Origin of the sequence: Streptomyces sp. NBC_00086, assembly GCF_026343255.1 — a bacterium.
In the GTDB taxonomy this organism is placed as follows: domain Bacteria; phylum Actinomycetota; class Actinomycetes; order Streptomycetales; family Streptomycetaceae; genus Streptomyces.
The window spans coordinates 3582744-3609064 of the sequence record NZ_JAPELZ010000001.1 but is presented as its reverse complement, the minus strand read 5'-3'; the positions used below and the strand labels follow the sequence as shown (position 1 = coordinate 3609064).

Genomic DNA, 26321 nt, shown 5'->3' with positions numbered 1-26321 from the left:
GTCTAGCCGGCCGCGGGCCCTCGCGGATCCCGGTTCAACGCTTCGGCTACGGCCCGTCCCAGCGCCTCTCCGACCGGCGGCGGGGTCGCGTGGCCGATCTGGCGGTACCGGGCGGTCTTGAGGCCGGAGATCCGCCACGCTTCGGGGAAGGCTTGGAGCAGGGCGGTCTGGTCCACCGTGATCCGTACCAGTCCGTCGTCACCGAGTGACGGATCCCATGTGAAGTCGGGGCCGGGCGGTTCGTTTCCGAACGACTTCGTGTAGACCCCCATCCGTCGCCACTTGGCCTTCGTGCCGCTCGGTCCGAAGTCGGGGCCTCCGTGCGTCTTGGATCCACCCACCAAGGTAGGTGCCACGCTCGCCGCCTGGGCCGCCCAACGGTCTGCGTCCGGCCAGCCGCAGGAACGCATCGACGGCGCCAGCGCCGCCCCGACGGACACGTGCTGGTGGACGCTGGGTCGGGGCGGTCGGAAGGCGCTGGCCCACTGCTGTTTGACGGCCACGACGATGCCTTGCAAGCGGTGCTGGGGCACTCCGAAGTCGGAAGCGTTCAGGATGAACCAGGTCAGTGCGTAGCCGAGGTGCTCCAATTCTTCGCGGAGAAAGTCCCGTATCGGGGCCAAGGAGTCCTCGTCGACCAGGGTGGGCACGTTCTCGATGATCAGTGCACGAGGCTGGACGGCGTGGACCAGATAGGCGGTCGCCTCGATGAGGCGCAACTCGGCGTCCGACCGACGCATCACCGTCGCGCTCGACCTCACCCTGGGGAGGCCGGCTGCCAGGAGATCGACGTCGTACACCTCGGGGTGGTCCACGGGGTCGAAGTCGAGGAGGTCCGCTTTCAGCACGTTCCAATGCGGCCGGTTGGCTTTGAGCGTCTCGCAGGCAGTCGGCTCGTTGTCCAAGAGGAGTCGAGGCGTGAAACCCGCTCGTTCCAGCCCCAGAGCGAGTCCACCTGCCCCCGAGCAGATGTCGACAAAACTCAGCCCGCTCAACGATTCCTCCCCGTCCCCGCCGGCCCCTCCCAAGCTCCACCGCCGCCGTGAAACGGAGAGCCACGCCATCCGGTGCTTCGTGCTCCGGCCTCACGATCGTGACTCGCTCCCGACGGCAGTCGACTCCGTACCGTCGAGCCGCTACGGCTGTCGTGTTGATTCCATCACGGGCCGAGCGCGGCCGCACCGGATTCCGCCTGCCGTGCCCCGAAGTCGGCTCGGATCGGCCCCAGGACTCACTCGCCGTGACCTGGGGCTTCTTCATACCCCCGCGGAGCGTCTTCTCGGCGGGTGGGACTGCCATGCCCAGCGGGCCGGGCCTCCTGTGGCGAGCGAGGTGACGATCGTGCACGGCACCGCGATGCGGGTCGGCCGTCGGCCCGCGGGTGTAGTGGCATTTTCCGGAGGCCGGTCAGGGGTGGCGGTCGGGGAGGCGGGAGGCCGGGAGTAGGGCCAGGGCGAGGAGGAGGGCTGCGATCGCGTAGGTGGTGCGGAAGCCCGTGGGGGTCGTGCCCGTTTCGGTCAGGGTGACCGAGAGGAGGGCCGTGCCGATCGAGGCGCCGATCTGGGAGTTGATGCTCAGGAGGGTGCTCGCCGCGGTCAGGTGGGGCCTGGGGAGGTCGCGGCTCGCGGTGGTCATCGTCGGCATCATGACCATGCCGGCGCCGATGCCCATGACGATCGAGGCGCCGACGAACCGCCAGGGCGCCGCATCCGGTGAGCCCGCCTGGAGGGCGGTCAGGGCCATGCCCAGTGCGCCCACCGCGATCCCGGCCCGGATCAGGCGGCGCGGGGAGACCTTGTCGACGCGGCGGGAGGCGATCTGCATGACCAGGCCGACGGTGAGGCCGGTCGGTGCGCCCAGCAGGCCGGCGGCCGTCGCGCTCATGCCGCGGCCCTGCTGCCAGTACATCGGGGCGAGCAGCATGGACCCGAAGTAGCCGCAGGTGAAGAGGGCGAGCGTGGCGATGCCCGCCCGGAAGGTGCGGTCGCGCAGGAGGTGCAGGTCGAGGAGGGGTTCGCGGGCGGTCAGGGCCCGGCGGGTGAAGGCGGCGACGAGCGCGGCGCCGGCCAGGGTGGGGAGCAGGGCGTCGGGTGCGGTGAAGGTGCCGCCTTCGCCGCCGCGGGCCAGGCCGTAGAGGAGCAGGGCGAGGCCCGGGGACAGCATCAGCAGGCCGGGTACGTCCAGCCGCGGCGGGGAGGCCGGGGTGCTCGGGGCGTCGGAGCGCAGCAGTTTCGCGGCGAGGACCAGGGCGACCGCCCCGACGGGCAGGTTGACCAGGAAGATCCACTGCCAGGACGCCGAGTCGACCAGCCAGCCGCCCAGGACCGGACCGGCCACCGGCCCGACGATGATGGGCAGTCCGAGCAGGGCCATCACCCGCCCGAGCCGGGCCGGGTCCGCCGTGCGCATCACCATGGCCATGCCGACGGGCATGAGCAGCCCGCCGCCGAGGCCCTGTACCGCGCGGAAGGCGATCAGGCTGCCGGCGCTCCAGGCGCACGCGGCGAGCAGCGATCCGAGCGAGAACAGGGTGAGGGCGCCCAGGTAGGTGCGTTTGGCGCCGAAGCGGCCCATCGTCCAGGCCGAGGCCGGGATGACGGCGGCGAGCGCGAGCGTGTAGGCGCTGGCGGCCCACTGGATCGTCGCGAGTGGTGCGTGGAAGGCCTCGGAGAGGCGGTGCAGGGCGACGTTGACGATCGTCATGTCGAGCACCGCCATGACCGAGCCGACGATGACGACTCCCGCGGTGCGCCGGAGCAGGGCCGCGGATGCGGAGGCGGAGGCGGGGGAGCCGGCGGCGATCGCGGGGTCCGTGGGCGGCGCCGGCTGGTCGGGGCCGCCGGGTTCTCGGGTCGTACGCATCTTCCTGCCGCCCCTCAGCCCTGGTACGGGCGGCTCGCGCGGGCGGCGCGCAGCGCGCGTCCCCACCAGGCCAGCTGGCCGACCATGCCCTTGACGGCGCCCTCGGCCACGGCGGTGTCGCGCGGTGCGCCGTCCGGGCCGAGCCCGGACCAGGGACCGTGCAGGCTGACGGAGTCGCGGACGGTCACGGCGTGCAGCTCGGCGAAGACCAGCCGGAGCTGCTCGACGGCGCGCAGGCCGCCGCCGAGGCCGCCGTAGGAGACGAAGCCGGCCGGCTTGGCGTGCCACTCCTCGCGGTGCCAGTCGATGAGGTTCTTCAGTACGGCCGGGAAGCTGTGGTTGTACTCGGGGGTGACGATGACGAAGGCCTCGGCGGCGGCCAGCCGCGGGCTGACCTCCGCGAGGGCGGCGGCCGCCCGCGGGTCCGGGGAGCCGCCCCAGCCGGGCATGACCAGCGGCAGGTCGACGTCGGCGAGGTCGATGAGGTCGAGGTCGAGGCCGCCGAGGGCGTGCGCGGCGCCGAGGAACCAGTCGGCGACGGCGGGGCCCTGACGGCCCTCGCGGACGCTGCCGAGGATGACGGCGACGCGCAGCGGCGCGTCCTCGTGGGGCGCGGTGGCGGGAGTGGAAGCGTTGGTGACGGGCATGGCAGGGTCCCCTCGTTGGCGGGGCGGCCGTTCGGTACGGCCGCTCCTCCGGTAAAGTACAACGGGCGTTGTAAAAAGTGCAACGGTCGTTGTACTTCTCGGTCGTTGTTTTTCCCGCGTGGAGGCGCAGTGAGCACCGGAACCCCTGGAATCCCCGGAGCCGGAACCCCCGGAGCCGGAACCCCCGGAGCCGGAACCCCCGGAACCAATGCCAAGAAGCTGGAGAAGCAGCTCGCCATCGCGAGCGCGTCCTGCGGGGTCTTCGGCCGTGAGGGCTACGCCCGGGCCACGGTCGACGGGCTCGCCGCCGCGGCCGGCATCTCGACCCGCACGCTCTACAACCACTTCCCGGGCGGCAAGGCGATGCTCTTCGCCACCGTCGTCACCTGGACCTCGACGCAGGTGCGCGACGCCCAGATCGCCCAGATCGAAGCCGTCCTGAACCCCGTGCGCCCGCCCCGCCCCGAGGACCTGGAGCGGGACCTGGTCGACTTCGCCCACCGGGTCATCGGGCTCCTGACCGACTACGCCGACCACTTCGCGCTCGTCCGCCACATCCACGCCGAGGCCGACCACGTGCCGCCCGAGGTGCTGGAAGCCTGGGTGAACGCCGGCCCCGGCCCGGTGTCCCGCGCGCTTGCCGACGCGCTGGAGGGCCTCGAAGCGGCCGGGCTGATCGACCTGCGCGGTGACGCGATGATGGCCGGCGCCCACTTCATGGCACTGACCTCGCACACCGTCTGGCAGCTCTCGCACTACGGGGTCGTGCCCCTGCCCAAGGAGCAGACGGACCGCCTGATCGCGGGCGGCGTGGGCGCCTTCCTGCGGGCCTATCGGGCCGATTGAGCCCGAGCCGGCCCTTCCGGTCGCCCGGCCCCCGGCCCGGGGCTACGTTGGACGGGTGAGCACGACACGGTTGCGCAGGGCGGCTGTGGGGGCGGCCGCAGTGGGGCTCCTGATGGTGCCCGTGGGGGCCGGTGCCGGGTACGCAGTGGATGCCCCGACACCTCCGGCGGCGAGCAGTTCGGCCGTCTCCGATGAGTTTCCGCAGCTCACCCCCGCCGTGGCGCGGCAGTTGGACGACGCCATCCGGAAGGTGATGGACGAGGCCAAGGTGCCCGGGGTCCAAGTGGTCCTGTCGGCGCCGGGCAAGGGAGAGTACGTACGGGCCTTCGGCGTGGCCGACAAGGCCACCGGGGCGTCCATGACCGACGGCCTCAACATGCGGATCGGCAGCGAGACCAAGACCTTCACCGTGACCGCGATGCTGAAGCTCGTCGACGAGAAGAAGATCGGGCTGGACGACCCCATCGGCAAGTACGTCGACGGCGTTCCCAACGGCGACCGCATCACCCTGCGCGAGCTGGCCGGCATGCGCAGCGGGCTGTTCAACTACTCGGCCGACGAAGGCTTCTTCAAGGCGCTGACCAGCGATCCCCGGCGGCCCTTCACCCCGCAGGAGCTGCTCGCGTACTCCTTCAAGCACCCGGTGCTCTTCGAGCCGAACGCGCAGTTCTCCTACTGCAACACCAACCTGATCCTGATCGGGCTCGTCGTGGAGAAGATCAGCGGGCAGACGCTCGCCGACTACCTCACCGAGGAGGTCATCGAGCCCGCCGGGCTGAAGAACACCCTCTTCCCGACCGGCGCCGAGTTCCCGACCCCGCACGCCCAGGGCTACACGGACCAGACGGCCTCGGGGAAGACCGAGGACGCGGCCGACTGGAACCCCTCCTGGGGCTGGGCCGCCGGAGCGATGATCTCCGACCTCCCGGACATGCGGCGGTGGGCCAAGGTGCTGGCCACGGGTGAGCTGCTCACCCCCGCCACCCAGGCCGAGCGCCTCGATGTCGTACCGGCCCTGCCGGGCACCGGCTACGGACTGGGGATCTTCAACGTCCAGGGGTGGATCGGGCACAACGGCTCGCTGCCCGGCTACCAGTCCCTGACCGTCTACAACCCGGAGCAGTCCGATGCCACCCTGGTGGTGCTCCTCAACACCGACATCTCCGCCGAGGGCGAGGAGCCGAGCACGCTGTTCGGGGAGGCGATCACCAAGATCGTGACCCCGCAGCACGTCTACACGCTGCCCGCCCAGCCCGTCACCGGGGACGAGGACCACTGACCATCCGGCGGGCCGCCTCCTCGGCGAGCGCCGGCAGGGCCGACGGGTCGGCGCCGTCCGGGAGTTCGAGCATCAGGACGTGCTCGCCGCGGCGCAGCACCAGCCGCCGCCCCCGCGCGTAGGCCACGTCGGCCTCACCCGCGCCGACCGGGACGGCGCGCCGCTTGTGGGTGGCGAGGAGACGTCGGCCGAGGGCCCCCGAGGCGGTCTGCAGCAGCAGGGCGGTGCGGCCGTCCGGGGTGACGTAGGTGACGATGCCGAGGCCGGGCAGGGTGTCCGACGCCCGTAGCCGTACGCGCAGGATCCGGGCGGCTTCGGCGACCGGGAGGAACTCCTGCGGATCACCCCGCCGCAGGAGCGTGGAGAGGGCGGCGGGGACGGTGAGTCCGGGCAGCCCGGGGGCCTCCCCGGAGCCGGAGCCGGACCCGGACTCGGAGTCCTCCGCGCCGGAGCCGGAGTCGGAGACCTCGGACTCGGACGGGTCCGCCTCCGGGAACAGCTCGCCCTGCGGTGAGGGCGTCACCAGCACGACCTCGTAGACGTGCCCGAGCACCGGTCCCCGCAGCACCCGTACGACCGCCCCCTCGCGCAGCGGCCCGTACAGCCCGGACCGTACGGGCCAGGCCGTGACCGTGGTCCGGCCGCCCGGGTCGAGCGCCAGGTGGCGCACCCCCCTCCCGGTGCGCAGCCGCACCACCTCGCCCTCGGTCCAGGCCCGCCGGGACAGGTCCAGCAGGGCGGCGGCGAGGAGGAAGAGGTACCAGAGCAGCACGGGACCGGTGATCAGCACCGGAGGCAGCTGCGCCCACACCGCCCGGGGCGGCACCGTCCAGTTCCCGGAGGCCTGGAGCCCCCAGGTGGAGCCGACGAAGGCGAGCAAGCCGCCGTACACGTACGCCGCGAGCGGGATCACGGGCCGCCGGCCGGTCCACAGCCAGCGGGAGCCCATGAGCGCGCCGATCAGCAGGACCAGCTCCACGACCAGCAGCGGGACGCTCGGCACCGGAAGGCGGACCTCGGTCGGCGGATGCGTGTGCCACCAGGCGACCAGCAGCAGCACGATCGAGGTCGACCCGATCCGCCGCAGGGCGAGGCGCACGCTGTCGCGCGGCGGGCGCAGGGTGCGTGCCGGGGCGGGGGCGTAGCGGAGCCTGACCTCGTGCCAGCCGCCGCCGTACGTGGACCAGGCGCGGCGCTCGTCGCGCGGGCCGAGCGGGAGCACGGCCAGTGCGGAGCGGGCCACCCCGGTGGCGGCGCCGTAGGCGACGTAGCGGTCCCAGAGGGCCACCGCCGCCGGGGGCAGCCCGGGGAAGGACTCGTCGCGGGCCAGCCACTCCCGTACGCCGAGCCAGTGCGCGCAGGCCTCGACACCGGCGGGCGTCTCCCGCTCCCCGGTGAGGCGGGCCACCAGTACCGAGCCGCACGCCCACACGCCCAGGCCGACGGCGAGGGACATGAACCAGCCGCCGACCCCGGTCAGCGACACGAACAGGACGGCGGCCAGGACGGCCGGCAGGACCGCCGCCAGCGTCAGACCGGCCTTCAGCGGCGCCGGGTAGCGGTCCCGGGCCAGTCCGCGGTCCCGGGCGTCGGCGGCCACGGCCCGGCCGAAGGCACGCCACCAGCGCCGGTCCTCGTCCTCGGTGCCCCGGGCCAGGGCGCCGACGGGCAGCACCCCGGCGGAGGCCAGGGCGGTGACCCGGGCCAGCACCAGGGCCTCGTAGGGGAGCAGATCCTCCTCCGCGCCCGCTCCGGCGGCCGTCCCGCGCCGTGGCGGCCTGATGCGGACGAGGGTGTCGCGCGGATCGGGGCCGGTCTGCTCCAGCGCGAGGAACCCGCGCGCGGCCAGGTCCAGGAGCGTGGCGCGCGGGGCGCCGCGGCCGGACTCCCAGCCGCCGGTCAGGAACTCCACCAGCGCGGGCGGTTCGGGCCGCAGGTCCATCGTCGGCCCGTCGGCGGCCACGATCGCGGGCCGGTTGGCGACCACCGCCCAGCCGACGGCGGCCAGCCACAGCAGGGCGCTCACCAGGGCGGCCGCCCCGATGAACCAGGTCCAGGTCACTTAGAACCGGACCTGGACCGGGCCGGTTTCGCCCTCGGGCGCACCGAAGAACGCGCGGACGCGGAAGCCCAGGGGCCCGGCGACCAGCAGGGCCGGGAAGGCCGAGACGGCGGTGTTGTAGGCCAGTACGGCGTCGTTGTAGTACTGCCGGGCGTACGCGGTGCGGTCCTCGGTGGTCGCCAGCTCCTGCTGCAGGGAGTCGAAGTTGCCCGCCGCGCGCAGCGCCGGATAGGCCTCGGCGAGGGCGAGCAGCCCGGTCAGGCCGGTGCGCAGGACGGCCTCGGCCCGTTCCTTGTCGGCGGGGCCGCTGGCGGCGACGGCCGCTTCGCGGGCCCGGACGACGGCCTCGAAGGTGCCGCGCTCGTGGGCGGCGTAGGCCTTGACGGTCTCGACGAGGTTCGGGATCAGGTCGTAGCGCCGTTTGAGCTGGACGTCGACCTGGGCCCAGGCGTTGTCGACCTGGTTGCGGCGCCGGACGAGTCCGTTGTAGGTGGCGGTCAGCCAGACCGGCACCAGCAGGACGATCACGACGCAGACGATGACGAGCGTGCCGAGCGGTGTCATGTGTGGCCCCCCGATACGGGCCGGTCCCCTGCCGGCCCGGCCGTAGCGTAGGGCGGCGCCGGTGGATTGGGACCCCCCGCGCACAATGGAATCGGCGCGCGGGAGTGGACGAAGGAGAGCGGTATGAACGGTCGGAAGACGCAGGGCGAACTCCTGGGGGCCGGAGAGCCGGACAAGGTGGTCCTGCGGCAGGCGGGCGAGGCGGATCTGGACATCGCCGCCGAGCTCTTCCGCGGCTACCTGGAGTTCTACGAGGTGGAGGTCGAGGACCCGGAGCGGCCGCGCGCCTTCCTGGCGGAGCGGCTGGCGGGCGGGGACTCCTTCATCCTGCTGGCCGAGGTCCCCGGTGCGGGCACGGTCGGCTTCGCGCAGGTCTATCCGATGTTCTCCTCGCTGGCCATGAAGCCCGCGTGGCTGCTGGGCGACCTCTACGTGGCCCCCGCCGGCCGCCGTACGGGCGCGGGCCGCGCGCTGCTGCGCGAGGTGCTGCGCCGGGCGAGGGAGGCCGGGGTCTCTGGCGTGCAGCTGGAGACGGCGTACGACAACCTCGTCGCCCAAGGGCTGTACGAGGCCGAGGGGTTCGTGCGGGAGGAGTTCCACGTGTACTTCCACGACCTCTCCGAGAGCGCGTCCGAGAAGGGGTCCGAGACCGGGTCCGAGAAGGGGTCCGGGACCGGCTCTGAGACCGGGTCCGCATCAGTTTGAGATCGGCTGAAACATTCCCGGTCCCCGTCGCGTCATTGGGGTGAGACGCACACGAGGGGGAGTGGATGGGGTACGGACGCAGAGATGGGTTCCGTGAGTTCGCGATGGGCAGATCGGCGCACTTGTACCGGTCGGCCTGTCTGCTGACGAGCGGTGACACCCACCTCGCGGAGGATCTCGTACAGGAGACCCTCGGGCGGATGTACCTGCTCTGGGCGCGCGTCGCACGGATAGACAATCCGGCGGCGTACGCGCAAACCGTGCTGGTGCGTGCCTTCCTGACGCACCAGCGCCGCCGGTCGGCGGGGGAGCGCCCGGTCGGGGAGTTCCCCGACGCGGGCGCGCCGGCCGGCGGCGATCCCGCGCTGCGGCTGACGCTGCTGGAGGCGCTGGGGAGGCTGGCGCCGAAGGACCGGGCGGTCCTGGTGCTGCGGTACTGGGAGGACCGCAGCGTCGAGGAGACCGCCGACGCGATGAACGTCAGCTCGGCGGCGGTACGGACCCGCAGCTCGCGAGCGCTGACCCGGCTGCGGGAGCAACTGGGCGGTTCTCTGGCGGAGTTCGCGGGGCGCTGAGCCCCTCCCGCCCCCTCCCGCCCCTCTCCCGCGCACCTCCTTCTCTCCGCTTCTCCTCATTCCACGATCCCTGTGAACGGAAGGTTCGATTCCGCATGTCCCTTGAAGATGAGCTCGGTGAAGCCCTCCGGCGTACGGGTGAGGGCTTCACGGCCGAAGGCCGCGACCTCGTCGACGCCGGGGAGCGGCGCGGGCGGCGGATGGTGGCCCGTCGCCGGGCCGCCGTGGCCGGCGGCTCGGCGCTCGCCCTGGCCCTGATCGGCTCCTTCGGGGCCTACGCGAACGGGCTGCTCGGCCCGGGCGGCGGAGGCGACCGGGGCGAGGTCGTGGCGAACTCGCCCGAGCCGCCCGCCCCGCAGACACCGCCGCCGGGCATGGACCGCGTCGGCAGCGGGGCCGTCTCCGCCGAGCAGCTGACCGGGGTGTTCAAGCAGCTGCTGCCACAGGGGCAGCTCAGCAACATCGAGGCGAGGGGCACGGGCGAGCGGACGGGCGGCCCGATGGTGGCCGGGGTCTTCGGTGACGGCGAGGGCAAGGGCCGCATCGCCTTCGGTCTCAGCCGGGTGGACCCGAAGGGCGAGATGGCCGACGACATGCTGAAGTGCCCCTCCAAGGTCACGCTGAACACGGACAGTTGCACGTCCGAGAAGCTTCCGGACGGCTCCCGGCTGCTGCTCCTCAAGGGGTACGAGTACCCCGACCGCCGCGAGGACACGAAGTGCTGGCGCGCCACGGTCGTGACCCCCCAGGGGTTCCTCGTGGACGCCCAGGAGTGGAACGCGGAGGAACAGAAGGGCGCGCCCGTCGCCCGCCCGACGCCGCCGCTGACCCTCGCGCAGCTCAAGGCGCTCGTGACGTCCCCGCTGTGGCACCCCGCCCTGAACGACCTGCCCGCCGCCGGCCAGTCGCCGCAGCAGGAGCCCGCCCGCCGGGGGCCGAAGGCCGTGGACATCCTGGGCGAAATGCTGAGCAAGGACGGGATCCCGGTCGTGCGCCGGGACGATGACGGGGACGACCTGGGCTACCTGGTGCTCGACGACGGCAAGGGCAAGTCGCTGGTCAGCCTCCAGATCCAGCCCGACAGCGTGAAGTACCCGGGGATGTGGGACGAGGTGTTCGTTTCTGCCGAGACGCTGCCGGACGGGACGAAGTTCCTGACCCGCAAGCGGCCGGGGGAGAAGGGCGGGAAGGGCGTGATCTGGTGGAGCGCCGAGGCGCTCCTGCCGAACGGGACCCGGGTGATCGTGTCCTCGTTCAACTCCGAGAGCCAGTCGTCGGCGGCGACCCGCAAGGCGCCGGTGCTGACGGTGGAGCGGATGACGGAGCTCGCGACGAGCCGGAAGTGGGCCGCGGAGTACGGGCAGTAGTGGCGGGCGGCTATTTGGCGTCCGCGTAGCACTCGACCACCGCCGTGCTGAAGGGGAAGCGGACCGGGGTGTCGCCGAAGGTGATGCGGCCGGCCAGGTCGCCCGCCTCGCGGATGGCCGCGGCCACGGCCTGCGCCTCCTCCTCGGGGCAGTGGACGATGACCTCGTCGTGCTGGAAGAAGACCAGCTCGGCCCGCATCCCCGCCTCCGCGAGGGACCGGCGCAGGGCGGCGAGCAGGAGCAGCGCCCAGTCCGCGGCGCTGCCCTGCACGACGAAGTTGCGGGTGAAGCGGCCGCGCGCCCGGGCGTCGGTGGAGGCGTAGCTGGGGACATAGCCGTCGGGGGCCTCCTCCGCCTCCTCCGGATCGGCCGGGGGCGGGCAGGTCCGGCCCAGCCAGGTCCGTACGAGCCGGCCCTCCTCGCCCGCCTTCGCGGCGTCGTCCACGTAGGCCACGGCCCGGGGGAAGCGGCGGCGCAGCGCGGCAAGGTTCTTCAGGCCGTCCCCGGAGGTCTGCCCGTACACCGCGCCGAGGACGGCGATCTTGGCCATGTCGCGGTCGCCGGAGAAGCCCTGGCGGGAGATGGAGGTGTACAGGTCCTCGGGGCGGCCGGCCACCTCCATGAAGGCGGGGTCCCGGGAGATCGCGGCGAGCACCCGGGGCTCCATCTGGTCGGCGTCGGCCACCACGAGCCGCCAGCCGGGATCGGCGACGACCGCCCGGCGGATCACCTTGGGGATCTGCAGGGCCCCGCCGCCGTTGGTGACCCAGCGGCCGGTGAAGGTGCCGCCGGGGATGAACTCGGGGCGGAAACGGCCGTCGTGGACCCAGTCCGCGAGCCAGGACCAGCCGTGGGCGGTGTAGATCCGGTACAGCTTCTTGAACGCGAGCAGCGGCTCCACCGCGGGGTGTTCCAGGTCCTGGATCTCCCAGCGGCGGGTGGACTTGAGCTTGATCCCGGCCTCCGCGAAGGCCTTGATGACGTCGGCGGCCAGCTCGGGCCGTACGCGGCGCCCGAACGCCGCCGAGACCTCGTCGGCCAGCTCGGCGAGCCGGCGGGGCTGGCCGCGGCCCGCGTACCGCTCGCCGAGCAGCTCGGTGAGCAGGGCCCGGTGGACGTCGGCCCGCCAGGGCAGGCCCGCGCGGTTCATCTCGGCGGCGACCAGGAAGGCCGCCGACTCGGAAGCCACCAGCAGCCGCATCCGGTCGGGGTGGGCGGTGGCGTCGAGCCGCTTCGCCTGGTCGGCGTGGACGGCGACGAGGGCGTCGAGCGGTACGGGGGCGGGCTGGGGGTCGAAGAGCGAGTGCTGGCTGCCGGGCTCCGCCGCGCGCTGCGGGGGATCGGGCGGTACGGGGGCGTTCGTCAGGCGGGCCCAGGCGGCGGCCGCCGAGCGGGGCTCGCCGAGGCGGCCCTCGTGGGCGAGCAGCAGCAGCTCGGCGTCCTCGATGTCGTGGCAGCGGTCCACGCGGGCTCCGGCGGCGAGGAGCCGGGGGTAGACGGCCTGTGTGGAGCGCCAGACCCAGCGGGTGCCGGCGGGGGCGGCGCGGATCGCCTCGGCGGGGTCGGTGGTGGTGACACGGGCTCCGTCCGTGGGCCCGTCGGGACCGGGGAGGGGCGCGGCGTGCCAGCGGGCGTCGCCGTCCTCGGCGAGGGCCCACCGAGGGGTGCGATCGCTCATGAGTGCGAGTGTCCCATCGGGGTCCGACAGTGCTCGTGCGCGCCGCGCTCGTACAGGCGTGCGTGCCGGTGCGCGGGGCGCGGTCCGCGCAGCGACCCTTGCCGCTGCGCGGGGCCGCAGTCCGCGTGGTGGCCCCTGCCGCTGCGCGGGGCGGAGTTCCCCTACCCGCCCTTCCACCGTTCCCAGGGCTCTGCCCTGACCCGGTCCTCAAGCGCCGGACGGGCTGGGGAGGGGTGCCGGGCTGCGCCCGGGCCCCTCTGGGGCTCCGCCCCAGACCCCGGTCCTCAAACGCCGGACGGCTGAGAACACTCAAACGCCGGACGGCTGAGAACACTCAAACGCCGGACGGCTGGATTTGTTGGGAGGTCTTGTAGGTCTCCAGGGCCGAGCGTGGGGTGTGGCCCAGGAGGGTGCGGAGGGGGCCCTGGTCCGGGGTGGAGAGGAAGTCGGCGGCGATGGCCGAGTAGGTGCCGACCAGCATCGGGGGCTGGAAGGGGGCCGTTCCGGGGGCGGAGAGGGCCGCGCGGGCCTCGGCGAGGGTGGCCGGGGCGTAGACGGAGTCCGTCGCGGCGGCCAGGTCGGCGCCCGACAGGGGCTGGTCTCCCACCAGTTCGTACACCCGGCCCGCGTGTGCGGCGGGGTCGAGGGACACCCGTACCGCCACCTCCGCCAGATCCTCGCGGGCCACCGCGGCCAGTCGGCCCCGGCCCAGCGGGGCGGTGATCCGCCCGTCGGGGCCGGGCGCGGCCAGGGCGGCCAGGAGCTCCGCGTACAGGCCGTTGCGCAGGACGGTCCAGGCGAGGGAGGGCGAGGCGGCGAGGCGGCGTTCCGTCCAGCGGTGGGCCAGTGCGTAGGGGAGGTGGTCGCCGTCCTTCGTGAGGCTCGTGTAGACGACGTGGCGGACCCCGTCCCGTTCGGCCGCCGTGACGGCCGCCTCGTGACGGCTGATCACCTCGTCGTCCTCCCCGTAGCCGGCGGAGATCAGCAGGAGGGTGTCCACGCCCCGGAAGTCCAGGGTCGGCGGGACGTCGAAGTCGACCTGGACCTGGGAGGGGCCGGTGGGGCGGCGGGTGCCGATGCGGACGTCCGGGCGGTCCGCCAGCCGCTGTGCGACCAGGGAGCCGAGGCCGCCCGAAGCGCCGGTGATCAAGAGCATGGGAGGGCCTCCGAGCCATCAGGGTGTGCGTCTGAGCTGCGCGTTTCGCGTCACGCCTATCGTGTTCGATCAGTGCGCGGCGCATAAGGAGGCACATTCATGTCAGCAGGGCACACCGATGTAACCGGCCCCGGGCCTGCCCTCGGGCCTGCCCCCGCCCCCGTCGTCAGCTGCGACGACGACTGCGGGATCCGCGACGTCCTCGACCGGCTCGGCGACAAGTGGTCGGTCCTCGTCGTCGTCCAGCTCGCCGCCGGAGCCCTGCGGTTCAACGCCCTGCAGCGGTCCCTGGAGGGCGTCTCCCAGCGGATGCTGACCCTCACCGTCCGCCGCCTGGAGCGCGACGGACTCGTGCGGCGGACCGTGTATCCGACCGTGCCGCCGCAGGTCGAGTACGAGCTGACCGCGCTCGGCCACAGCCTGACGCACCTCGTGAAGGGCCTCGCCGACTGGTCCCTGGCCCACCGCCCGCAGATCGCGGCCGCCAGGGCCGAGTGGGACGGGGAGAAGGCGGAGCAGGCGGGCATGCCAAGCTGAAGAGGTGAGAGACATCGTCGACCGGGCCTGTGAGGCCGCGCTGTACAACCAGGACGACGCCGGGCTGGATGCCGGGGCGTCGGTGCTCGTTGCCGAGGGGGACCGGTGGGGCGGGGTCGGGCAGGCGCTGCTCGCGCGCGGGGAGGCGTACCTGCGGCAGGCCTGGGAGCGCGGGTGGCGCCCGGCCGACGTGCTGCGGCTCGTACGCCGGGACCTGGAGCAGCCGCACCTGCGGATCACCGAGGACCTGATCGCCGCCGAGGCCCGGCGGTACGCGCGGCTGCCCGAGCGGTGGACCGAGGCCGAGGCGTGGTGGGGGGACGACCCCCAGTACGGGGAGCGGCTGGTCCAGCGGGAGCGCACCGACCGCTTCAGCCTCGCCGGGGCCGTCCTGGAGGTGTTCCGGCTGCTGATCCGGCTGCCGTCCATCGAACCGGTCGGGCCGCTGCCGGGTGACCCCGCCGACGTACTCGAACACGCGCACATCGAGCCCCGCATGCTCGGGCGGATCCGGGCGCTGCTCGCGAAGGCCGAGGCGACCACCTTCCCGGAGGAGGCGGAGGCGCTCAGCGCCAAGGCGCAGGAGCTCATGGCCCGGCACACCGTGGACGCGGCCCTGCTCGCGGTGAAGTCGGGCAGCACGCAGATACCCGGCGCCTGCCGGATCGGCGTCGAGGCCCCGTACGAGGAGGCCAAGGCGGTGCTGCTCGACGCGGTGGCGGGCGCGAACCGCTGCCGGTCCGTGTGGAACAGCGCCTACGAGTTCTCCACCGTCGTCGGCTTCGAGAGCGACCTGGAGGCGGTGGAACTGCTGTACACCTCCCTGCTCGTCCAGGGCACCGCTGCGATGACCCGCGCGGAGGCCGGGCAGCGGGCGGGCGGGCGCAAGCGCACCAAGACCTTCCGGCAGTCCTTCCTCCTGGCCTACGCGAGCCGGCTCGGCCAGCGGCTCGCGGAGACGGCCGAGCACACGGTGGCCGACACCGTGGCCGAGGCCCCCGGCAACCTGCCGGCCCTCGTAGCCCGGGACGTGGCGGTCACCTCGCGGGCCGAGGAGATGTTCCCGCGGACCACGACGACCCGGCTGCGCGGGGCGACCGACCTCGCGGGGTGGGAGGACGGCACGGCTGCCGCCGACCGGGCGCACGTGGCGAACGCCGGCCGCGCCTCCCTCCGGCCGTAGCCCGGCCCCCCTGTGGGGGCGAGCCGGCCAGGGCTGCGAGGAAAATCCAGCCTCGCCGGCGTTTGCGGCGCGGGGTCGGGGCGGAGCCCCAGGGGGGTCCGGGGCACAGCCCCGGGGAACGGGCGAAGGGCGAGTAGGGGACTTCGCCCCGCGCAGCGGTGCGCACCCGGGGCCGGGCCCCGACGCGTTGGCCGGCCAGGCGCGGGCTCCCGGGTTCCGACCCCGCCGCGGCTACGCTCGGGGCCATGAGCTGGGTCCGGGCGCTGAAGGACACCGCCCGATCCGGACTGCGGGTCGAGCGGACCCGGCTCCAACCCCTCCTCGCGCTCCGCGCCGCCGTCGGCCTGGCCATCGTCATCGGCCTGAGCCTCGCCTTCCTCGGGCCCGGCGCCGCCGCCAGTTCCGCCTTCGGCGCGTACATGGCGGCCGTCGCCACCTTCCAGAAGAGTTGGCGTCCCCGGCCCGTCCTCGCGCTCGCCGCCGGGCTGACCCTGGCCCTGTCCACCTTCATCGGCTACCTCGTCGGGTCCTCGCACACCGTGGCCTTCCTGCTGCTGCTCGCCGTGTGGAGCTTCGCGGCGGGGCTGATGTGGGCGGCCGGCCCCACCGCCGGCATGATCGCCTCCGGCAACGTCGCGATCATGCTGGTCACCGTCACCCTGCCCACCTCCGTGCCCCAGGCCGCCGGGCACGCCGCGATGATCGCCGCCGGCGGGGTGGTGCAGGCCCTGCTGATCGTCCTGTTCCCCATCCGCCGCTGGGGCGCGCAGCGCGACGCCCTGGCCGACGCCCTCGCCGCCGAGGCCGACTACGCCCGCCGCCTGCGCCAGGACCCCGTCGCCTCCTTCGACCCGCAGCCGCTGATGAGGGCGCGCGACGCCGCGACGGTGACGGTGCGCCAGTCCCGCCGCCGCCCCGCCGAGCTGCACGGCGCGCGGGGGATCGCGGAGCGGATCCGGCCGGTGCTGGCCCTGCTGGCCGACCCGGCGGTCGGGGCCCCGGCCGAGGGGCCGGGGCGGGACCGGGCACGGGAACTGCTCGCCGCGGCCGGGGCGGTGCTGGACGCCGCCGCGCACGCGATCCGGCGCGGTGAGGCGGTACGGCTGCCCGGGCCGGACCTCGCGGTGCTCAAGGCCCCCGACACCGCCGACCTGCTCCAGGGTGCCGCGCTGCGCGCCGCGCGCCGGCTCGCCGCCCTGCTGGACGACGTGCTCGACACCGCCGAACCGGGCTCCGGGCGCACCGCCGATCCCGGCGAGTCGATGCTGCGGCCCACCCTGCCGGCGCTCGCTCCGATGGTGCTGGCCGCCGTACGGGCCGAGCTGCACCCCGGCTCGCCGATCCTGCGGCACGCCGTGCGGGTCACCGCCGTGGCCTGCGCCGGCTACGGCATCGGCCACGTGCTGCCGCTCGGCCACGCCTACTGGGCGCCGATGGCCTCCGTCATGGTCATGCGGCCCGATTTCACGCAGACCTACACCCGCGCCGTCGCCCGCTTCGGCGGCACCCTGGTCGGAGTCGCCCTCGCGACGGCCGTGGTCCAGCTCGCGCACCCGGGGATGTACGTGTCCGGGCTGCTCGCCGTCGTCAGCGCGGGCCTGATGTACACCTTCATGCGCACCGGGTACGCCGTCTCGATGGTCTTCGTCTCCGCCTACGTGGTCTTCCTGCTCGGCATGGGCGGCCTGCGCTGGGACCAGACCGTGCCGGACCGCGTCACCCTCACCCTGGTCGGCGGGGTCCTCGCGATGATCTCCTACGCCGTCTACCCGGCCTGGGAGACCCCGCGCCTGCGGACCCGGCTGGCGGACTGGGTGGCGGCCAACGGGCGGTACGCGGCGGCCGTGCTCGGGCAGTACGCCGACCCGGCCGGGGCCCGGCGGGAGGACGTGCGGGCCGCCCTGCTGGCGGTGCGCGACGCCCGGGTCGCCTGGCAGGAGGCGGTGGACCGGGCCTCGGGGGAGCCGGTGCGCCACCGCGGGATCTCCGGCGCGGCCGCCGAGGAGGCGGGCCGGGCCCTGGCCGCGATGGGCCGTCACGCGATGCTGCTGGAGGCGCACTTCCCGGACCGGTCCCGCCCTCCGGTCCCCGGCGCGGCCGAGCTGGCCCGGGCGCTGCGCGAGGCGACGGAGGCGGGAGCGAAGGCGGTACGGGAGCGCCGGGTGCCCGACTGGGAGGGGGTCCGCGCGGCCCTGGCCGAGGGGGACACCCCCGATCCGGGCGTGCTGCGCGGGGCGGCGCGGCAGCTGCTGGACTCCCTGGAGGAGGTCTCCGACGCCCTGCGCACCCCGTCCCGTCCCGGGCCCGGGGAAGGTCGTCACCCTTAGTGGTGGCTTGCCCTCCGTTCGTGCACGTGCATCTGCCCATGCAGGCGTTCATGAACACAGCTATGATCCGGAGCAGTTGACATCTGCACTATCGGGGGCTTCCTGTGGACCACGCGTACAACGGGATGGCAGCTGCAGAGCTTGACGGGGTGACCTGGCAGAAGAGCAGACACAGCAACTCGCAAGGTTCCTGTGTGGAGTTCGCGAAACTGCCCGGAGGTGACGTTGCGATGCGCAACTCGCGGTTTCCGGACGGACCGGCACTCGTGTACACGCCGGCCGAGATAGAAGCGCTGCTGCTGGGTGTCAAGGACGGCGAGTTCGACCACCTGATCAGCTGAAGACCAGCCGAGGATCAGCCATGCACGTGCAGCGGCCGGGATTGATCGCCATGATCAATCCCGGCCGCTTGTCGTCTATGTGGCGATTCGGTAGAGGTCCTGGGCGTCTGCGCTGTGTAGCTGTTCTGGCCTCAGGTTGATCCGCTCCGGCCGGTCCTCCTAGCGTCTTCTGCGTGAAGGTTGTTGCCCAGGTGAAGCTGATGCCGGATGCCGCGCAGGCATCCGGGCTGTCAGCGACCCTGCGCATGGTCAACGAACGGGCCAACTGGGTGTCCTTCGTGGCGTTCGAGCACGGTGTGCCGCGTGAGTACGAACTGCGGAAGCACACCTACGCTGAGCTGAAGGCCTCCGGTCTCGGGGCGCAGGCCGCGCAGCACACGATCAAGAAGGTGTGCGATGCGTACGCCACGCTGAAGGCGAACATCCGGGCCGGAAATCTCGGCAGGCCCGGTTCGAAGCGCCGGCTGAAGGTGGAGTCGAAGCCGGTCACGTTCCGGCCCGAGGCCGCCCATCCGTACGACGACCGGTGCCTGTCCTGGCAGTTCGACGCGCGGACCGTCAGTATCTGGACCACGGCGGGGCGGCTCAAGGAAGTTCGTTTCGCCTGCTCCGCGGACGCGCTCAAGTTGCTCCGCGAGTACCGCAAGGGCGAGTCGGACCTGATCGAGCGCGACGGCGTGTTCTACCTGATCGCGGTGTGCGAGATCCCCGAGGCCCCGGTCAACGAGAACCCGTCCGGGTTTATCGGTGTGGATCTCGGCATCGTCAACATCGCCACCACGTCCACCCGCTACCGGGCTGCCGGGCGCGGTGTGAATCGGCACCGCAAGCGGCAGTCGGAACTCCGCCGCAAGTTGCAGGCAAAGGGCACCCGGTCCGCGAAGCGGCGCCTGAAGCAGCGCGGCCGCAAAGAGGCGCGGCACGCGGCGAACATCAACCACATCATCTCGAAGAAGATCGTCACCACCGCTGAACGCACCGGCCGTGGGATCGCCCTGGAAGACCTCACGGGCATCCGCGACCGGGTACGGCTCCGCAAGGACCAGCGGGCACCACTGCATGTGTGGAGCTTCCACCAGCTCGGCCAGTTCATCGCCTACAAGGCTCGGCGGGCCGGAGTGCCACTCGTGTACGTCGATCCGGCGTACACCAGCCAGCAGTGCTCCGAGTGTGGACACATCGACCGGAGGAACCGGGTCGATCAGGCAACGTTCGTGTGCCGCGCCTGCGGCGTCATCATGCACGCGGACGACAACGCGTCCCACAACCTCGCCCGCAAAGGCGAAGCCGTGTGGACCGCGGGGCGTGAGTCACGCGTCCCAGCCACCCCATAGGGGTGGTCCGGACGGAGGAGGCCACACCACAACCAGTGGTGCCCTACCTCCAAGCCCGGTCCTTCAGGGCCGGGTCAAGCTGACTCCTGGAGCGTGAACAGCGCCCAGACCACCTTGCCGGTCAGCCGCCCCGCGAGCGGATGCCAGCCCCAGCTGTCGCTGTAGGAGTCGACGAGGAAGAGTCCGCGCCCCGACTCCAGGTCGCAGTTGCGCTCGGTGGCCTCCGGCGCGAAGCTCCCGCCGGGCCGGTCCTCGCTGGGGTCGCGCACCGCGCACACCAGCCGGGTGCTCCACCGCATCAGGTGCAGGCGCACCGGCGGCTCGCTCTCGCCCGCGGCCGGCAGGACGTCGTCCGGGAGGGCATGGCGCAGCGCGTTGGTGACGAGTTCGGAGACGACCAGTGCCACGTCGTCGAACCGGTCGTCGAGGCCCCACTGGGAAAGGGTGGAACGCGTGAAGGTGCGTGCACCTCGCACCGCTTCGAGGCGGGCGGGAAGGGCGCAGGACGCGGACCCGGAGACAGCCGTGGGGTCGACCGGGGGAAGCCCCTGCCGTAACGGCTCGAGCATGGTCGATCCATTCGTCCCCATGCGAGGCACTCCCGGGATTCGAAAGAACTGCGGGGCACGCAGGTGCGCGGGACCATGGTTCCGAATGCCGGAGCCGGATGCAAGGGCAGATGCACGTGCACGCGCCGGACCTGTCCGGCCCCGTCACGGTTCTTGCCCATTTCTTCCTACGCAGACTTACGGACTTCTTTTACAGCGCGGCCAAATCCGTTACAGAACGAGTACGGACAGATGCGTTTTGGTGGCAGACTGCGGGCTTTGAGGGGCGCGGGGGCCCCTGCGACGCAGTCAGACGCAGCTACATACGCGTACCCGTACGTATCCATCCACGGCATGGGGAGGGGCAGGACTCGTGACCGCAGAAGCCAGTGGTTCTGTGGTGCGCCGCATCCTCCTGGGCTCCCAGCTCAGGCGACTCCGAGAATCCCGCGGCATCACCCGTGAGGCGGCCGGTTACTCGATCCGCGCATCCGAATCGAAGATCAGCCGCTTGGAGTTGGGAAGGGTGAGCTTCAAGGCCAGAGACGTAGAGGACCTCCTCACGCTCTACGGAGTCACGGACGGCGCGGAGCGGGAGTCCCTCCTGGGGCTGGTCCGCGAGGCCAACGTGGCCGGCTGGTGGCACAGCTACGGAGATGTCCTGCCGGGCTGGTTCCAGACGTACGTGGGTCTGGAAGGCGCCGCCTCCCTCATCCGCATCTACGAAGTCCAGTTCGTGCACGGCCTGTTGCAGACCGAGGCCTACGCCCAGGCAGTGGTCAGCCGCGGCATGCCCGGCGCCGGCCGCGCCGAGATCGACCGCCGGGTCGCCCTGCGCCTGGAGCGCCAGAAGGTGCTGGTCTCCGAGAACGCCCCCGTCTTCCACGCCGTCCTCGACGAGGCCGCGCTGCGCCGCCCGTACGGCGACCGGGACGTGATGCGCGGTCAGCTGGAGCACCTCATCGAGATCTCGCAGCGGCCGAACGTGCACCTGCAGGTCATGCCCTTCTCCTTCGGCGGTCACGCCGGCGAGAGCGGCGCCTTCACCCTGCTGCGCTTCCCCGAGTCCGACCTCCAGGACGTCGTCTATCTGGAACAGCTCACCAGCGCCCTCTACCTCGACAAAGACGAGGAAGTGAAGCAGTACGAGCGCGCGATGGTGCGCCTCCAAAGCGACTGCCCGGACCCCGACAAGACCCGGGATCTCCTTCGCGGTCTGCTCCAACTGTCTTGATTCACACGTACTATGACGCCTGATCAGGCCGTGATAATCAGAGCGTGACGATGACCCGGATGACCACTGGGTCTCCGGTGCAGCGCAAGGAAGCGCGTTCGACGTAAGGGATGGCATGTCCATATTCGAGGACCTGGCTCACCAGTACATCGACGGCGAATGGCTGGCCGGAACCGGGTCGTGGGACATCATCGACGTCAACCCGTACAACGGGGAGAAGCTCGCGGCCATCACCGTGGCCACCGTCGAGCAGGTCGACCAGGCCTACCGGGCGGCCGAGCGCGCCCAGAAGGACTGGGCCGCCACCAGCCCCTACACCAGACGAGCCGTCCTGGAACGCGCCCTGCGGATCACCGAGGAGCGCGAGAAGGAGATCGTCGAGGCGATGATCGACGAGCTCGGCGGGACCCGTCCCAAGGCCGAGTACGAGGTCCACCTCGCCAAGGAGTTCATCCGCGAGGCCATGCAGCTGGCCGTCCGCCCCGAGGGCCGCATCCTGCCCTCGCCGGTCGAGGGCAAGGAGAACCGGATCCAGCGCCTGCCCGTCGGGGTCGTCGCCGTGATCAGCCCCTTCAACTTCCCCTTCCTGGTCACCCTGAAGTCGGTCGCCCCGGCCCTGGCGCTGGGCAACGCGGTGGTCATCAAGCCGAACCAGAACGCGCCCGTCGTCGGCGGCGGGGTCATCGCCAAGATCTTCGAGGAAGCGGGCCTGCCCGCCGGCCTGCTCAACGTGCTCGTCACCGACATCGCCGAGATAGGCGACGCGCTCCTGACGCACCCCGTCCCCAAGGTCATCTCCTTCGCCGGCTCCGACCGGGTCGGCCGGCACGTCGGCGCGGTCGCCGCCCGCCACTTCAAGCGGACCGTCCTGGAACTGAGCGGCAACAGCGCGCTCGTCGTCCTCGACGACGCCGACCTCGACTACGCGGTGGACGCGGCCGTCTTCAGCCGCTTCGTCTACCAGGGCCAGGTCTGCATGGCCGCCAACCGGATCCTGGTCGACGCCTCGGTCGCCGAGGAGTTCACCGAGAAGTTCACCACCCGCGTGCGCGCCCTGAAGACCGGCGACCCGCACGAGGCCGACACCCACATCGGCCCGCTCATCAACTCCTTCCAGGCCGACGCCCTCACCGCGCTCGTCGACCGCGCCGTCGAGGCCGGCGCACAGGCGCTCGTACGGGGCTCTACGCGCGGCAACCTGGTCGAGCCCACCGTGCTCGCCGGGCTCGCCGAGGACTCCCCGCTGCTCGGCCAGGAGATCTTCGGTCCCGTCGCCCTCCTCGTCGTCTTCGACGGCGAGGACGAGGCGGTGCGCCTCACCAACGCGACCCCGTACGGACTCAGCGGCGCCGTCCACACCCGGGACGTGGAGCGCGGGGTCCGCTTCGCCAAGCGCATCGAGACCGGCATGATCCACGTCAACGACTCCACCATCGGCGACGAGCCGCTCGCGGCGTTCGGCGGGGAGAAGGCCTCCGGCATGGGCCGCCTCAACGGCGAGGCCACCATCGAGGCCTTCACCACCCAGAAGTGGATCTCGGTCCAGCACGGCCGGACGCAGTTCCCGTTCTAGTACCGCGGGCCATCTAGACTCGGGCGGGTCAGGCGAGGACCAGTCCCGGGGAGAGCCGAGTTGAGCAACATACCGGAGACCGGGCGCACACCCCGGGTCCAGAACCGGCTCGTCATGATCCAGATCGTGGTGTTCTCGCTGCTGCTGACCCTCGGCGGGCGTCTGTGGTACCTGCAGATACGCAACGGCCAGGAGTACACGGACGAGGCGAAGAACAACCACACCCAGCAGGTGGTCCAGCCCGCCGTGCGCGGCTCGATCCTCGATGCCCGCGGGATCCCGCTCGCCGACAACGAGACCCGCATGGTGGTCTCCGCCAGCCGCACCGAGCTCTCCAAGATGAAGGACCGCGGCAAGGGCGTCCTCACGGAGCTCGCCGTGGTGCTGGGCCTCGACCCCGAGGACGTGGTCAACGGCGTCCGGCTGTGCGACGCCAAGACCCCCAAGCCCTGCTGGAACGGCTCCCCGTACCAGCCGATCCCGATCACCGACGAGGCGACGACCGACCAGGTCCTGGAGATACGGGAGCACGCCGAGCGGTTCCCGGGCATCACCGCCGAGCCCACCGCCCTGCGCCGTTACGCCGGCCCCAGCGGCGCCAACACCTCCCAGGTGCTCGGCTACCTCTCCCCGGTGACCGACGAGGAGATCACCAAGGCGAAGGGCTCCGACTCCCCGTACCTGCGCTCCGACCAGGTGGGCCGCAGCGGCCTGGAGCGCACCTACGACAAGGACCTGCGCGGCAAGGCGGGCATCACCCGCTACGAGGTGGACAACCTCGGCCGCATCATCGGCGAGGGCACGAGCGACAAGCCGCAGCCGGGCGCCGACATCGTGACCTCGATCGACTCGCGCGTGCAGGCCGTGGCCGAGCGCGAGCTGAACAACGCGATGATCGAGGCCCGCAAGGGCATCGACAAGAACAACACGGGCCGCCACTACGAGGCCGACTCGGGCGCCGTCGTGGTCATGGAGGCCAAGACCGGCCGGGTCGTCGCGATGGCGTCGAACCCGACCTACGACCCGAACGCCTGGGTCGGCGGGATCTCCGCGAAGGACTACGCCTCCCTCACCGACAAGGCCTCGAACTACCCGCTGCTGAACCGCGCCATCCAGGGCCAGGCGGCCCCCGGCTCGATCTTCAAGGTGGTCTCCTCGACGGCCGCGGTGAACGCCGGCTACCCCTTCAACCGGCTCTACGGCTGCCCGAGCTCCTACTCGGTCGGCAGCCAGGTCTTCACCAACTTCGAGTCCCAGGGCTACGGCGACATCACCATCGGCAAGGCCCTGGAAGTCTCCTGCGACACCGTCTACTACGCCATCGCCGACAAGGAGTGGAAGAAGGACGGCGGCATCAAGCCCAAGGCCAAGCCCGGCGACTGGTTCTTCAAGACCGCCCACGAGTTCGGCCTCGGCAAGCGCACCGGCATCGACCTGCCCAGCGAGGTCCCGGGCCGGGTCCCCGACCGCCAGTGGAAGAAGGACTTCTTCGAGGCGAACAAGGCCGCCTGGTGCCGCGACGGCAAGAAGAACGGCTCGTACGCCGAGAAGATCGCCTACGAGAACTGCCGCCAGGGCAACCAGCTCCGCGAGGGCGACGCGATCAACTACTCCATCGGCCAGGGCGACACCCTCGTCACCCCGATCCAGATGGCCTCCGTCTACGCCGCCATCGCCAACGGCGGCACCCTGCACCAGCCCAGCATCGGCAAGGCCGTGGTCAGCGCCGACGGCACCTCGGTGCGGGAGATCGCCCCGAAGGAACAGGGCAAGCTCCCGATGAACTCCAAGCTCCTGGGCGACATCGACGGGGCCCTCGCCGACGTGGCCACCACCGGCAGCGCGGCCTGGCGGTTCGGCGGCTGGCCGCAGAAGCAGATCCCGATGCACGCGAAGACCGGTACGGCCGAGGTCCAGGGCAAGCAGACCACCTCGTGGTTCGCCTCCTACACCGAGGACTACGCGATCGTCATGACGATCTCCCAGGGCGGCACCGGCTCCGGAGCCTCGGGACCGGCCGTCCGCAAGATCTACGAGGCGATGTACGGCCTCGACGCGAAGGGTGCCCAGGACCTGAAGAAGGCCCTCCTCCCCAAGCCGCAGAAGGAACTCCCGCCGGTCCGGCAGGAAAATCAGTGATTCCGGTGATTGAGGACAGGAACTGACCGCAAGGGTTCGTAACGTGGTTCTTGTCAGCAGGAGAAACCCGCAGGACACAGGACACACGGAACAGAAGGCGGTCAGGTCATGGCTCAGATTTCCATGGAGATCCCCGGTGACGAGCGCGGCACGCTCCTCGCCTTCGTCGAGGCCCAGCGCACGGCGCTGCGCGAGGCCGCGCAGGGGCTGACCGAGGAGCAGGCGGCGAGCAAGCCCAGCGCCAGCGAGCTGTCCCTGTCCGGGCTGCTCAAGCACGCGGCGAACTGCGAGGAGGGCTGGCTGCGGATGGCGCAGGGCGCGACCGAGTACCCGGAGGGCGACTGGGCCAACGGTTTCCGCCTGGTCGAGGGCGAGTCCATGCCCTCGGTGCTGGCCCACTGGGACGGGATCAGGCAGGAGACGGAGGCGTTCATCGCCGCGGTCCCCAGCCTCGACGACAGCTTCCCGCTGCCCGCGGCCCCGTGGTTCCCGGCGGACGCCAAGGTCTCGATGCGCTGGATGCTCCTGCACCTGGTGGAGGAGTTCGCCCGGCACGCCGGCCACGCGGACATCATCCGCGAGTCCATCGACGGCACCCGCGCCATGGGCTAGCCACGGCACCCGCGCCATGGGCAGCCACGGACCCGCGCCATGGGCTAGCCGCGGCGCTCCGGGGCCGGGTCAGTAGCCTGGCCCCATGTCAGCGATCCGCCTCCTCGTCCTCGGCGCCGTCCGCCAGCACGGGCGGGCCCACGGCTACCAGGTCCGGGCCGATCTGGAGTTCTGGGGCGCCCACGAGTGGTCGAACACCAAACCCGGGTCGATCTACCACGCGCTCAAGCAGATGGCGAAGCAGGGCGTACTGCTGGCCCACGAGGTGGCCCCGTCCGCGGCGGGAGGCCCGCCGCGGACCGAGTACGAGCTGACGGAGGCGGGCCGCGCCGAGTACTTCAAGCTGCTCCGCGAGGCCCTGTCGTCCTACGACCAGAAGGCCGACGTCCTCGCCTCGGCCCTCGGCTTCATGGTCGACCTGCCCCGCGCCGAGGCCCTGGCCCTGCTCCGCGAGCGCCTGGGCCGGCTGGCCGCCTGGCGCTCCGCCGTCACGGACCACTACGTCCCCGAGGAGGGCCCCGAGCCGCTCGGCCACATCGGGGAGATCATGCACCGCTGGATCCACTCCGCGGACGCCGAGGCGGACTGGACCCGGGGACTGATCGCCCGGATCGAGGGGGGCGCGTACTCCTTCGCCGACGACCCGGGCGACGCCTTCGCAGGGGTGCTCGCCCCTTCCTCCTGAAGGCCCGGCCCGCCGCGCTTGCACCTCACGCGGCGTGAGGGACCAGGCTGGACGCGTACCCGAGAAG

At 72.1% G+C, this 26321-nt stretch carries 23 protein-coding genes; 15 read left to right on the top strand and 8 right to left on the bottom strand.

Annotation, left to right across the window (positions count from 1 at the left end):
* Window positions 1–2: 2 nt before the first annotated feature.
* The 3 genes from OG276_RS16065 to OG276_RS16055 form a co-directional block, all read right to left on the bottom strand.
* Window positions 3–995, bottom strand: coding sequence for a DNA cytosine methyltransferase (locus OG276_RS16065; protein ID WP_266906026.1), 993 nt, complete (start codon window positions 993–995; stop codon window positions 3–5).
* A gap of 412 nt (window positions 996–1407) precedes the next feature.
* Window positions 1408–2862 (bottom strand): DHA2 family efflux MFS transporter permease subunit, encoded by a 1455-nt coding sequence (locus OG276_RS16060; protein WP_266906024.1) that lies wholly within the window; start codon window positions 2860–2862, stop codon window positions 1408–1410.
* Window positions 2863–2876: 14 nt separating this feature from the next.
* Complete coding sequence (locus OG276_RS16055; RefSeq protein ID WP_266906022.1) at window positions 2877–3509, bottom strand: NADPH-dependent FMN reductase; 633 nt, start codon at window positions 3507–3509, stop codon at window positions 2877–2879.
* Between the two features lie 129 nt (window positions 3510–3638).
* Between OG276_RS16055 and OG276_RS16050 the strand changes: the two genes are divergently transcribed.
* Window positions 3639–4355, top strand: coding sequence for a TetR/AcrR family transcriptional regulator (locus OG276_RS16050; protein ID WP_266906020.1), 717 nt, complete (start codon window positions 3639–3641; stop codon window positions 4353–4355).
* A 112-nt stretch (window positions 4356–4467) separates the two neighbouring features.
* On the top strand, window positions 4468–5634 hold the full coding sequence (locus tag OG276_RS16045) for a serine hydrolase (protein ID WP_266912868.1): 1167 nt from the start codon (window positions 4468–4470) through the stop codon (window positions 5632–5634).
* On the opposite strand, the gene OG276_RS16040 is transcribed toward OG276_RS16045, so the two are convergent.
* Window positions 5612–7696 carry a DUF2207 domain-containing protein gene (locus OG276_RS16040; protein ID WP_266906018.1) on the bottom strand — a complete coding sequence of 695 codons (2085 nt, stop codon included), beginning with the start codon at window positions 7694–7696 and terminating at the stop codon, window positions 5612–5614. The two genes, OG276_RS16045 and OG276_RS16040, sit on opposite strands and share 23 nt — an antisense overlap.
* Window positions 7697–8260: a LemA family protein gene (locus tag OG276_RS16035; protein ID WP_266906016.1), complete on the bottom strand. Its 564-nt coding sequence runs from the start codon at window positions 8258–8260 to the stop codon at window positions 7697–7699. It abuts the gene before it with no gap.
* Between the two features lie 123 nt (window positions 8261–8383).
* Here OG276_RS16035 and OG276_RS16030 point away from each other — a divergent pair, with 123 nt between their 5' ends.
* The 3 genes from OG276_RS16030 to OG276_RS16020 all read left to right on the top strand — a co-directional run bounded on the left by OG276_RS16030 (window position 8384) and on the right by OG276_RS16020 (window position 10907).
* Window positions 8384–8965: a GNAT family N-acetyltransferase gene (locus OG276_RS16030; RefSeq protein ID WP_266906014.1), complete on the top strand. Its 582-nt coding sequence runs from the start codon at window positions 8384–8386 to the stop codon at window positions 8963–8965.
* Window positions 8966–9030: 65 nt separating this feature from the next.
* Window positions 9031–9540, top strand: coding sequence for a SigE family RNA polymerase sigma factor (locus OG276_RS16025; RefSeq protein WP_266906012.1), 510 nt, complete (start codon window positions 9031–9033; stop codon window positions 9538–9540).
* Between the two features lie 95 nt (window positions 9541–9635).
* On the top strand, window positions 9636–10907 hold the full coding sequence (locus OG276_RS16020) for a hypothetical protein (protein ID WP_266906010.1): 1272 nt from the start codon (window positions 9636–9638) through the stop codon (window positions 10905–10907).
* Window positions 10908–10917: 10 nt separating this feature from the next.
* Here the strand turns inward: OG276_RS16020 and OG276_RS16015 are convergent, their stop codons facing one another.
* Together OG276_RS16015 and OG276_RS16010 are read right to left on the bottom strand one after the other, a co-directional pair.
* Window positions 10918–12585, bottom strand: a complete 1668-nt coding sequence (locus OG276_RS16015) for a bifunctional 3'-5' exonuclease/DNA polymerase (RefSeq protein ID WP_266906008.1) — start codon at window positions 12583–12585, stop codon at window positions 10918–10920.
* A 334-nt stretch (window positions 12586–12919) separates the two neighbouring features.
* Window positions 12920–13741, bottom strand: coding sequence for an NAD(P)H-binding protein (locus tag OG276_RS16010; RefSeq protein WP_266906006.1), 822 nt, complete (start codon window positions 13739–13741; stop codon window positions 12920–12922).
* A 99-nt stretch (window positions 13742–13840) separates the two neighbouring features.
* Here OG276_RS16010 and OG276_RS16005 point away from each other — a divergent pair, with 99 nt between their 5' ends.
* From OG276_RS16005 to OG276_RS15985, 5 genes are all read left to right on the top strand, one after another.
* On the top strand, window positions 13841–14278 hold the full coding sequence (locus tag OG276_RS16005; protein ID WP_266906004.1) for a helix-turn-helix domain-containing protein: 438 nt from the start codon (window positions 13841–13843) through the stop codon (window positions 14276–14278).
* A 4-nt stretch (window positions 14279–14282) separates the two neighbouring features.
* Window positions 14283–15461, top strand: coding sequence for a DUF2786 domain-containing protein (locus OG276_RS16000; RefSeq protein WP_266906002.1), 1179 nt, complete (start codon window positions 14283–14285; stop codon window positions 15459–15461).
* A 245-nt stretch (window positions 15462–15706) separates the two neighbouring features.
* Window positions 15707–17788: an FUSC family protein gene (locus tag OG276_RS15995; protein WP_266906000.1), complete on the top strand. Its 2082-nt coding sequence runs from the start codon at window positions 15707–15709 to the stop codon at window positions 17786–17788.
* A 104-nt stretch (window positions 17789–17892) separates the two neighbouring features.
* Window positions 17893–18129 (top strand): DUF397 domain-containing protein, encoded by a 237-nt coding sequence (locus tag OG276_RS15990; protein WP_112450436.1) that lies wholly within the window; start codon window positions 17893–17895, stop codon window positions 18127–18129.
* Window positions 18130–18302: 173 nt separating this feature from the next.
* Window positions 18303–19463 carry a transposase gene (locus OG276_RS15985; protein ID WP_266905998.1) on the top strand — a complete coding sequence of 387 codons (1161 nt, stop codon included), beginning with the start codon at window positions 18303–18305 and terminating at the stop codon, window positions 19461–19463.
* 74 nt (window positions 19464–19537) lie between these two features.
* Here OG276_RS15985 and OG276_RS15980 read toward each other — a convergent pair whose 3' ends face one another.
* Entirely contained in the window at window positions 19538–20053 is a 516-nt protein-coding gene (locus OG276_RS15980; RefSeq protein WP_266905996.1) for an ATP-binding protein, read from the bottom strand.
* 355 nt (window positions 20054–20408) lie between these two features.
* Here OG276_RS15980 and OG276_RS15975 point away from each other — a divergent pair, with 355 nt between their 5' ends.
* The 5 genes from OG276_RS15975 (at window position 20409) to OG276_RS15955 (ending at window position 26254) form a co-directional block, all read left to right on the top strand.
* On the top strand, window positions 20409–21245 hold the full coding sequence (locus tag OG276_RS15975) for a helix-turn-helix transcriptional regulator (protein ID WP_266912866.1): 837 nt from the start codon (window positions 20409–20411) through the stop codon (window positions 21243–21245).
* A gap of 115 nt (window positions 21246–21360) precedes the next feature.
* A complete protein-coding gene (locus tag OG276_RS15970) occupies window positions 21361–22818 on the top strand; it encodes an aldehyde dehydrogenase family protein (RefSeq protein ID WP_266905994.1) in 1458 nt (485 codons plus the stop codon).
* Between the two features lie 60 nt (window positions 22819–22878).
* On the top strand, window positions 22879–24957 hold the full coding sequence (gene mrdA, locus OG276_RS15965) for a penicillin-binding protein 2 (protein WP_266905992.1): 2079 nt from the start codon (window positions 22879–22881) through the stop codon (window positions 24955–24957).
* A gap of 108 nt (window positions 24958–25065) precedes the next feature.
* Window positions 25066–25569, top strand: coding sequence for a DinB family protein (locus tag OG276_RS15960; RefSeq protein ID WP_266905990.1), 504 nt, complete (start codon window positions 25066–25068; stop codon window positions 25567–25569).
* A gap of 85 nt (window positions 25570–25654) precedes the next feature.
* The gene (locus tag OG276_RS15955) at window positions 25655–26254 is read left to right on the top strand and encodes a PadR family transcriptional regulator (RefSeq protein WP_266905988.1); all 600 of its coding nucleotides are present in this window, start codon (window positions 25655–25657) and stop codon (window positions 26252–26254) included.
* The last annotated feature ends 67 nt before the right edge of the window (window positions 26255–26321 follow it).

Coding starts and splice junctions, on each gene's coding strand:
- OG276_RS16060 (WP_266906024.1), bottom strand. CDS start 2,862: ATGCGTACGACCCGAGAACCCGGCGGCCCCGACCAGCCGGCGCCGCCC.
- OG276_RS16055 (WP_266906022.1), bottom strand. CDS start 3,509: ATGCCCGTCACCAACGCTTCCACTCCCGCCACCGCGCCCCACGAGGAC.
- OG276_RS16045 (WP_266912868.1), top strand. CDS start 4,468: ATGGTGCCCGTGGGGGCCGGTGCCGGGTACGCAGTGGATGCCCCGACA.
- OG276_RS16035 (WP_266906016.1), bottom strand. CDS start 8,260: ATGACACCGCTCGGCACGCTCGTCATCGTCTGCGTCGTGATCGTCCTG.
- OG276_RS16030 (WP_266906014.1), top strand. CDS start 8,384: ATGAACGGTCGGAAGACGCAGGGCGAACTCCTGGGGGCCGGAGAGCCG.
- OG276_RS16025 (WP_266906012.1), top strand. CDS start 9,031: ATGGGGTACGGACGCAGAGATGGGTTCCGTGAGTTCGCGATGGGCAGA.
- OG276_RS16020 (WP_266906010.1), top strand. CDS start 9,636: ATGTCCCTTGAAGATGAGCTCGGTGAAGCCCTCCGGCGTACGGGTGAG.
- OG276_RS16015 (WP_266906008.1), bottom strand. CDS start 12,585: ATGAGCGATCGCACCCCTCGGTGGGCCCTCGCCGAGGACGGCGACGCC.
- OG276_RS16010 (WP_266906006.1), bottom strand. CDS start 13,741: ATGCTCTTGATCACCGGCGCTTCGGGCGGCCTCGGCTCCCTGGTCGCA.
- OG276_RS16005 (WP_266906004.1), top strand. CDS start 13,841: ATGTCAGCAGGGCACACCGATGTAACCGGCCCCGGGCCTGCCCTCGGG.
- OG276_RS15995 (WP_266906000.1), top strand. CDS start 15,707: ATGAGCTGGGTCCGGGCGCTGAAGGACACCGCCCGATCCGGACTGCGG.
- OG276_RS15980 (WP_266905996.1), bottom strand. CDS start 20,053: ATGGGGACGAATGGATCGACCATGCTCGAGCCGTTACGGCAGGGGCTT.
- OG276_RS15970 (WP_266905994.1), top strand. CDS start 21,361: ATGTCCATATTCGAGGACCTGGCTCACCAGTACATCGACGGCGAATGG.
- OG276_RS15960 (WP_266905990.1), top strand. CDS start 25,066: ATGGCTCAGATTTCCATGGAGATCCCCGGTGACGAGCGCGGCACGCTC.
- OG276_RS15955 (WP_266905988.1), top strand. CDS start 25,655: ATGTCAGCGATCCGCCTCCTCGTCCTCGGCGCCGTCCGCCAGCACGGG.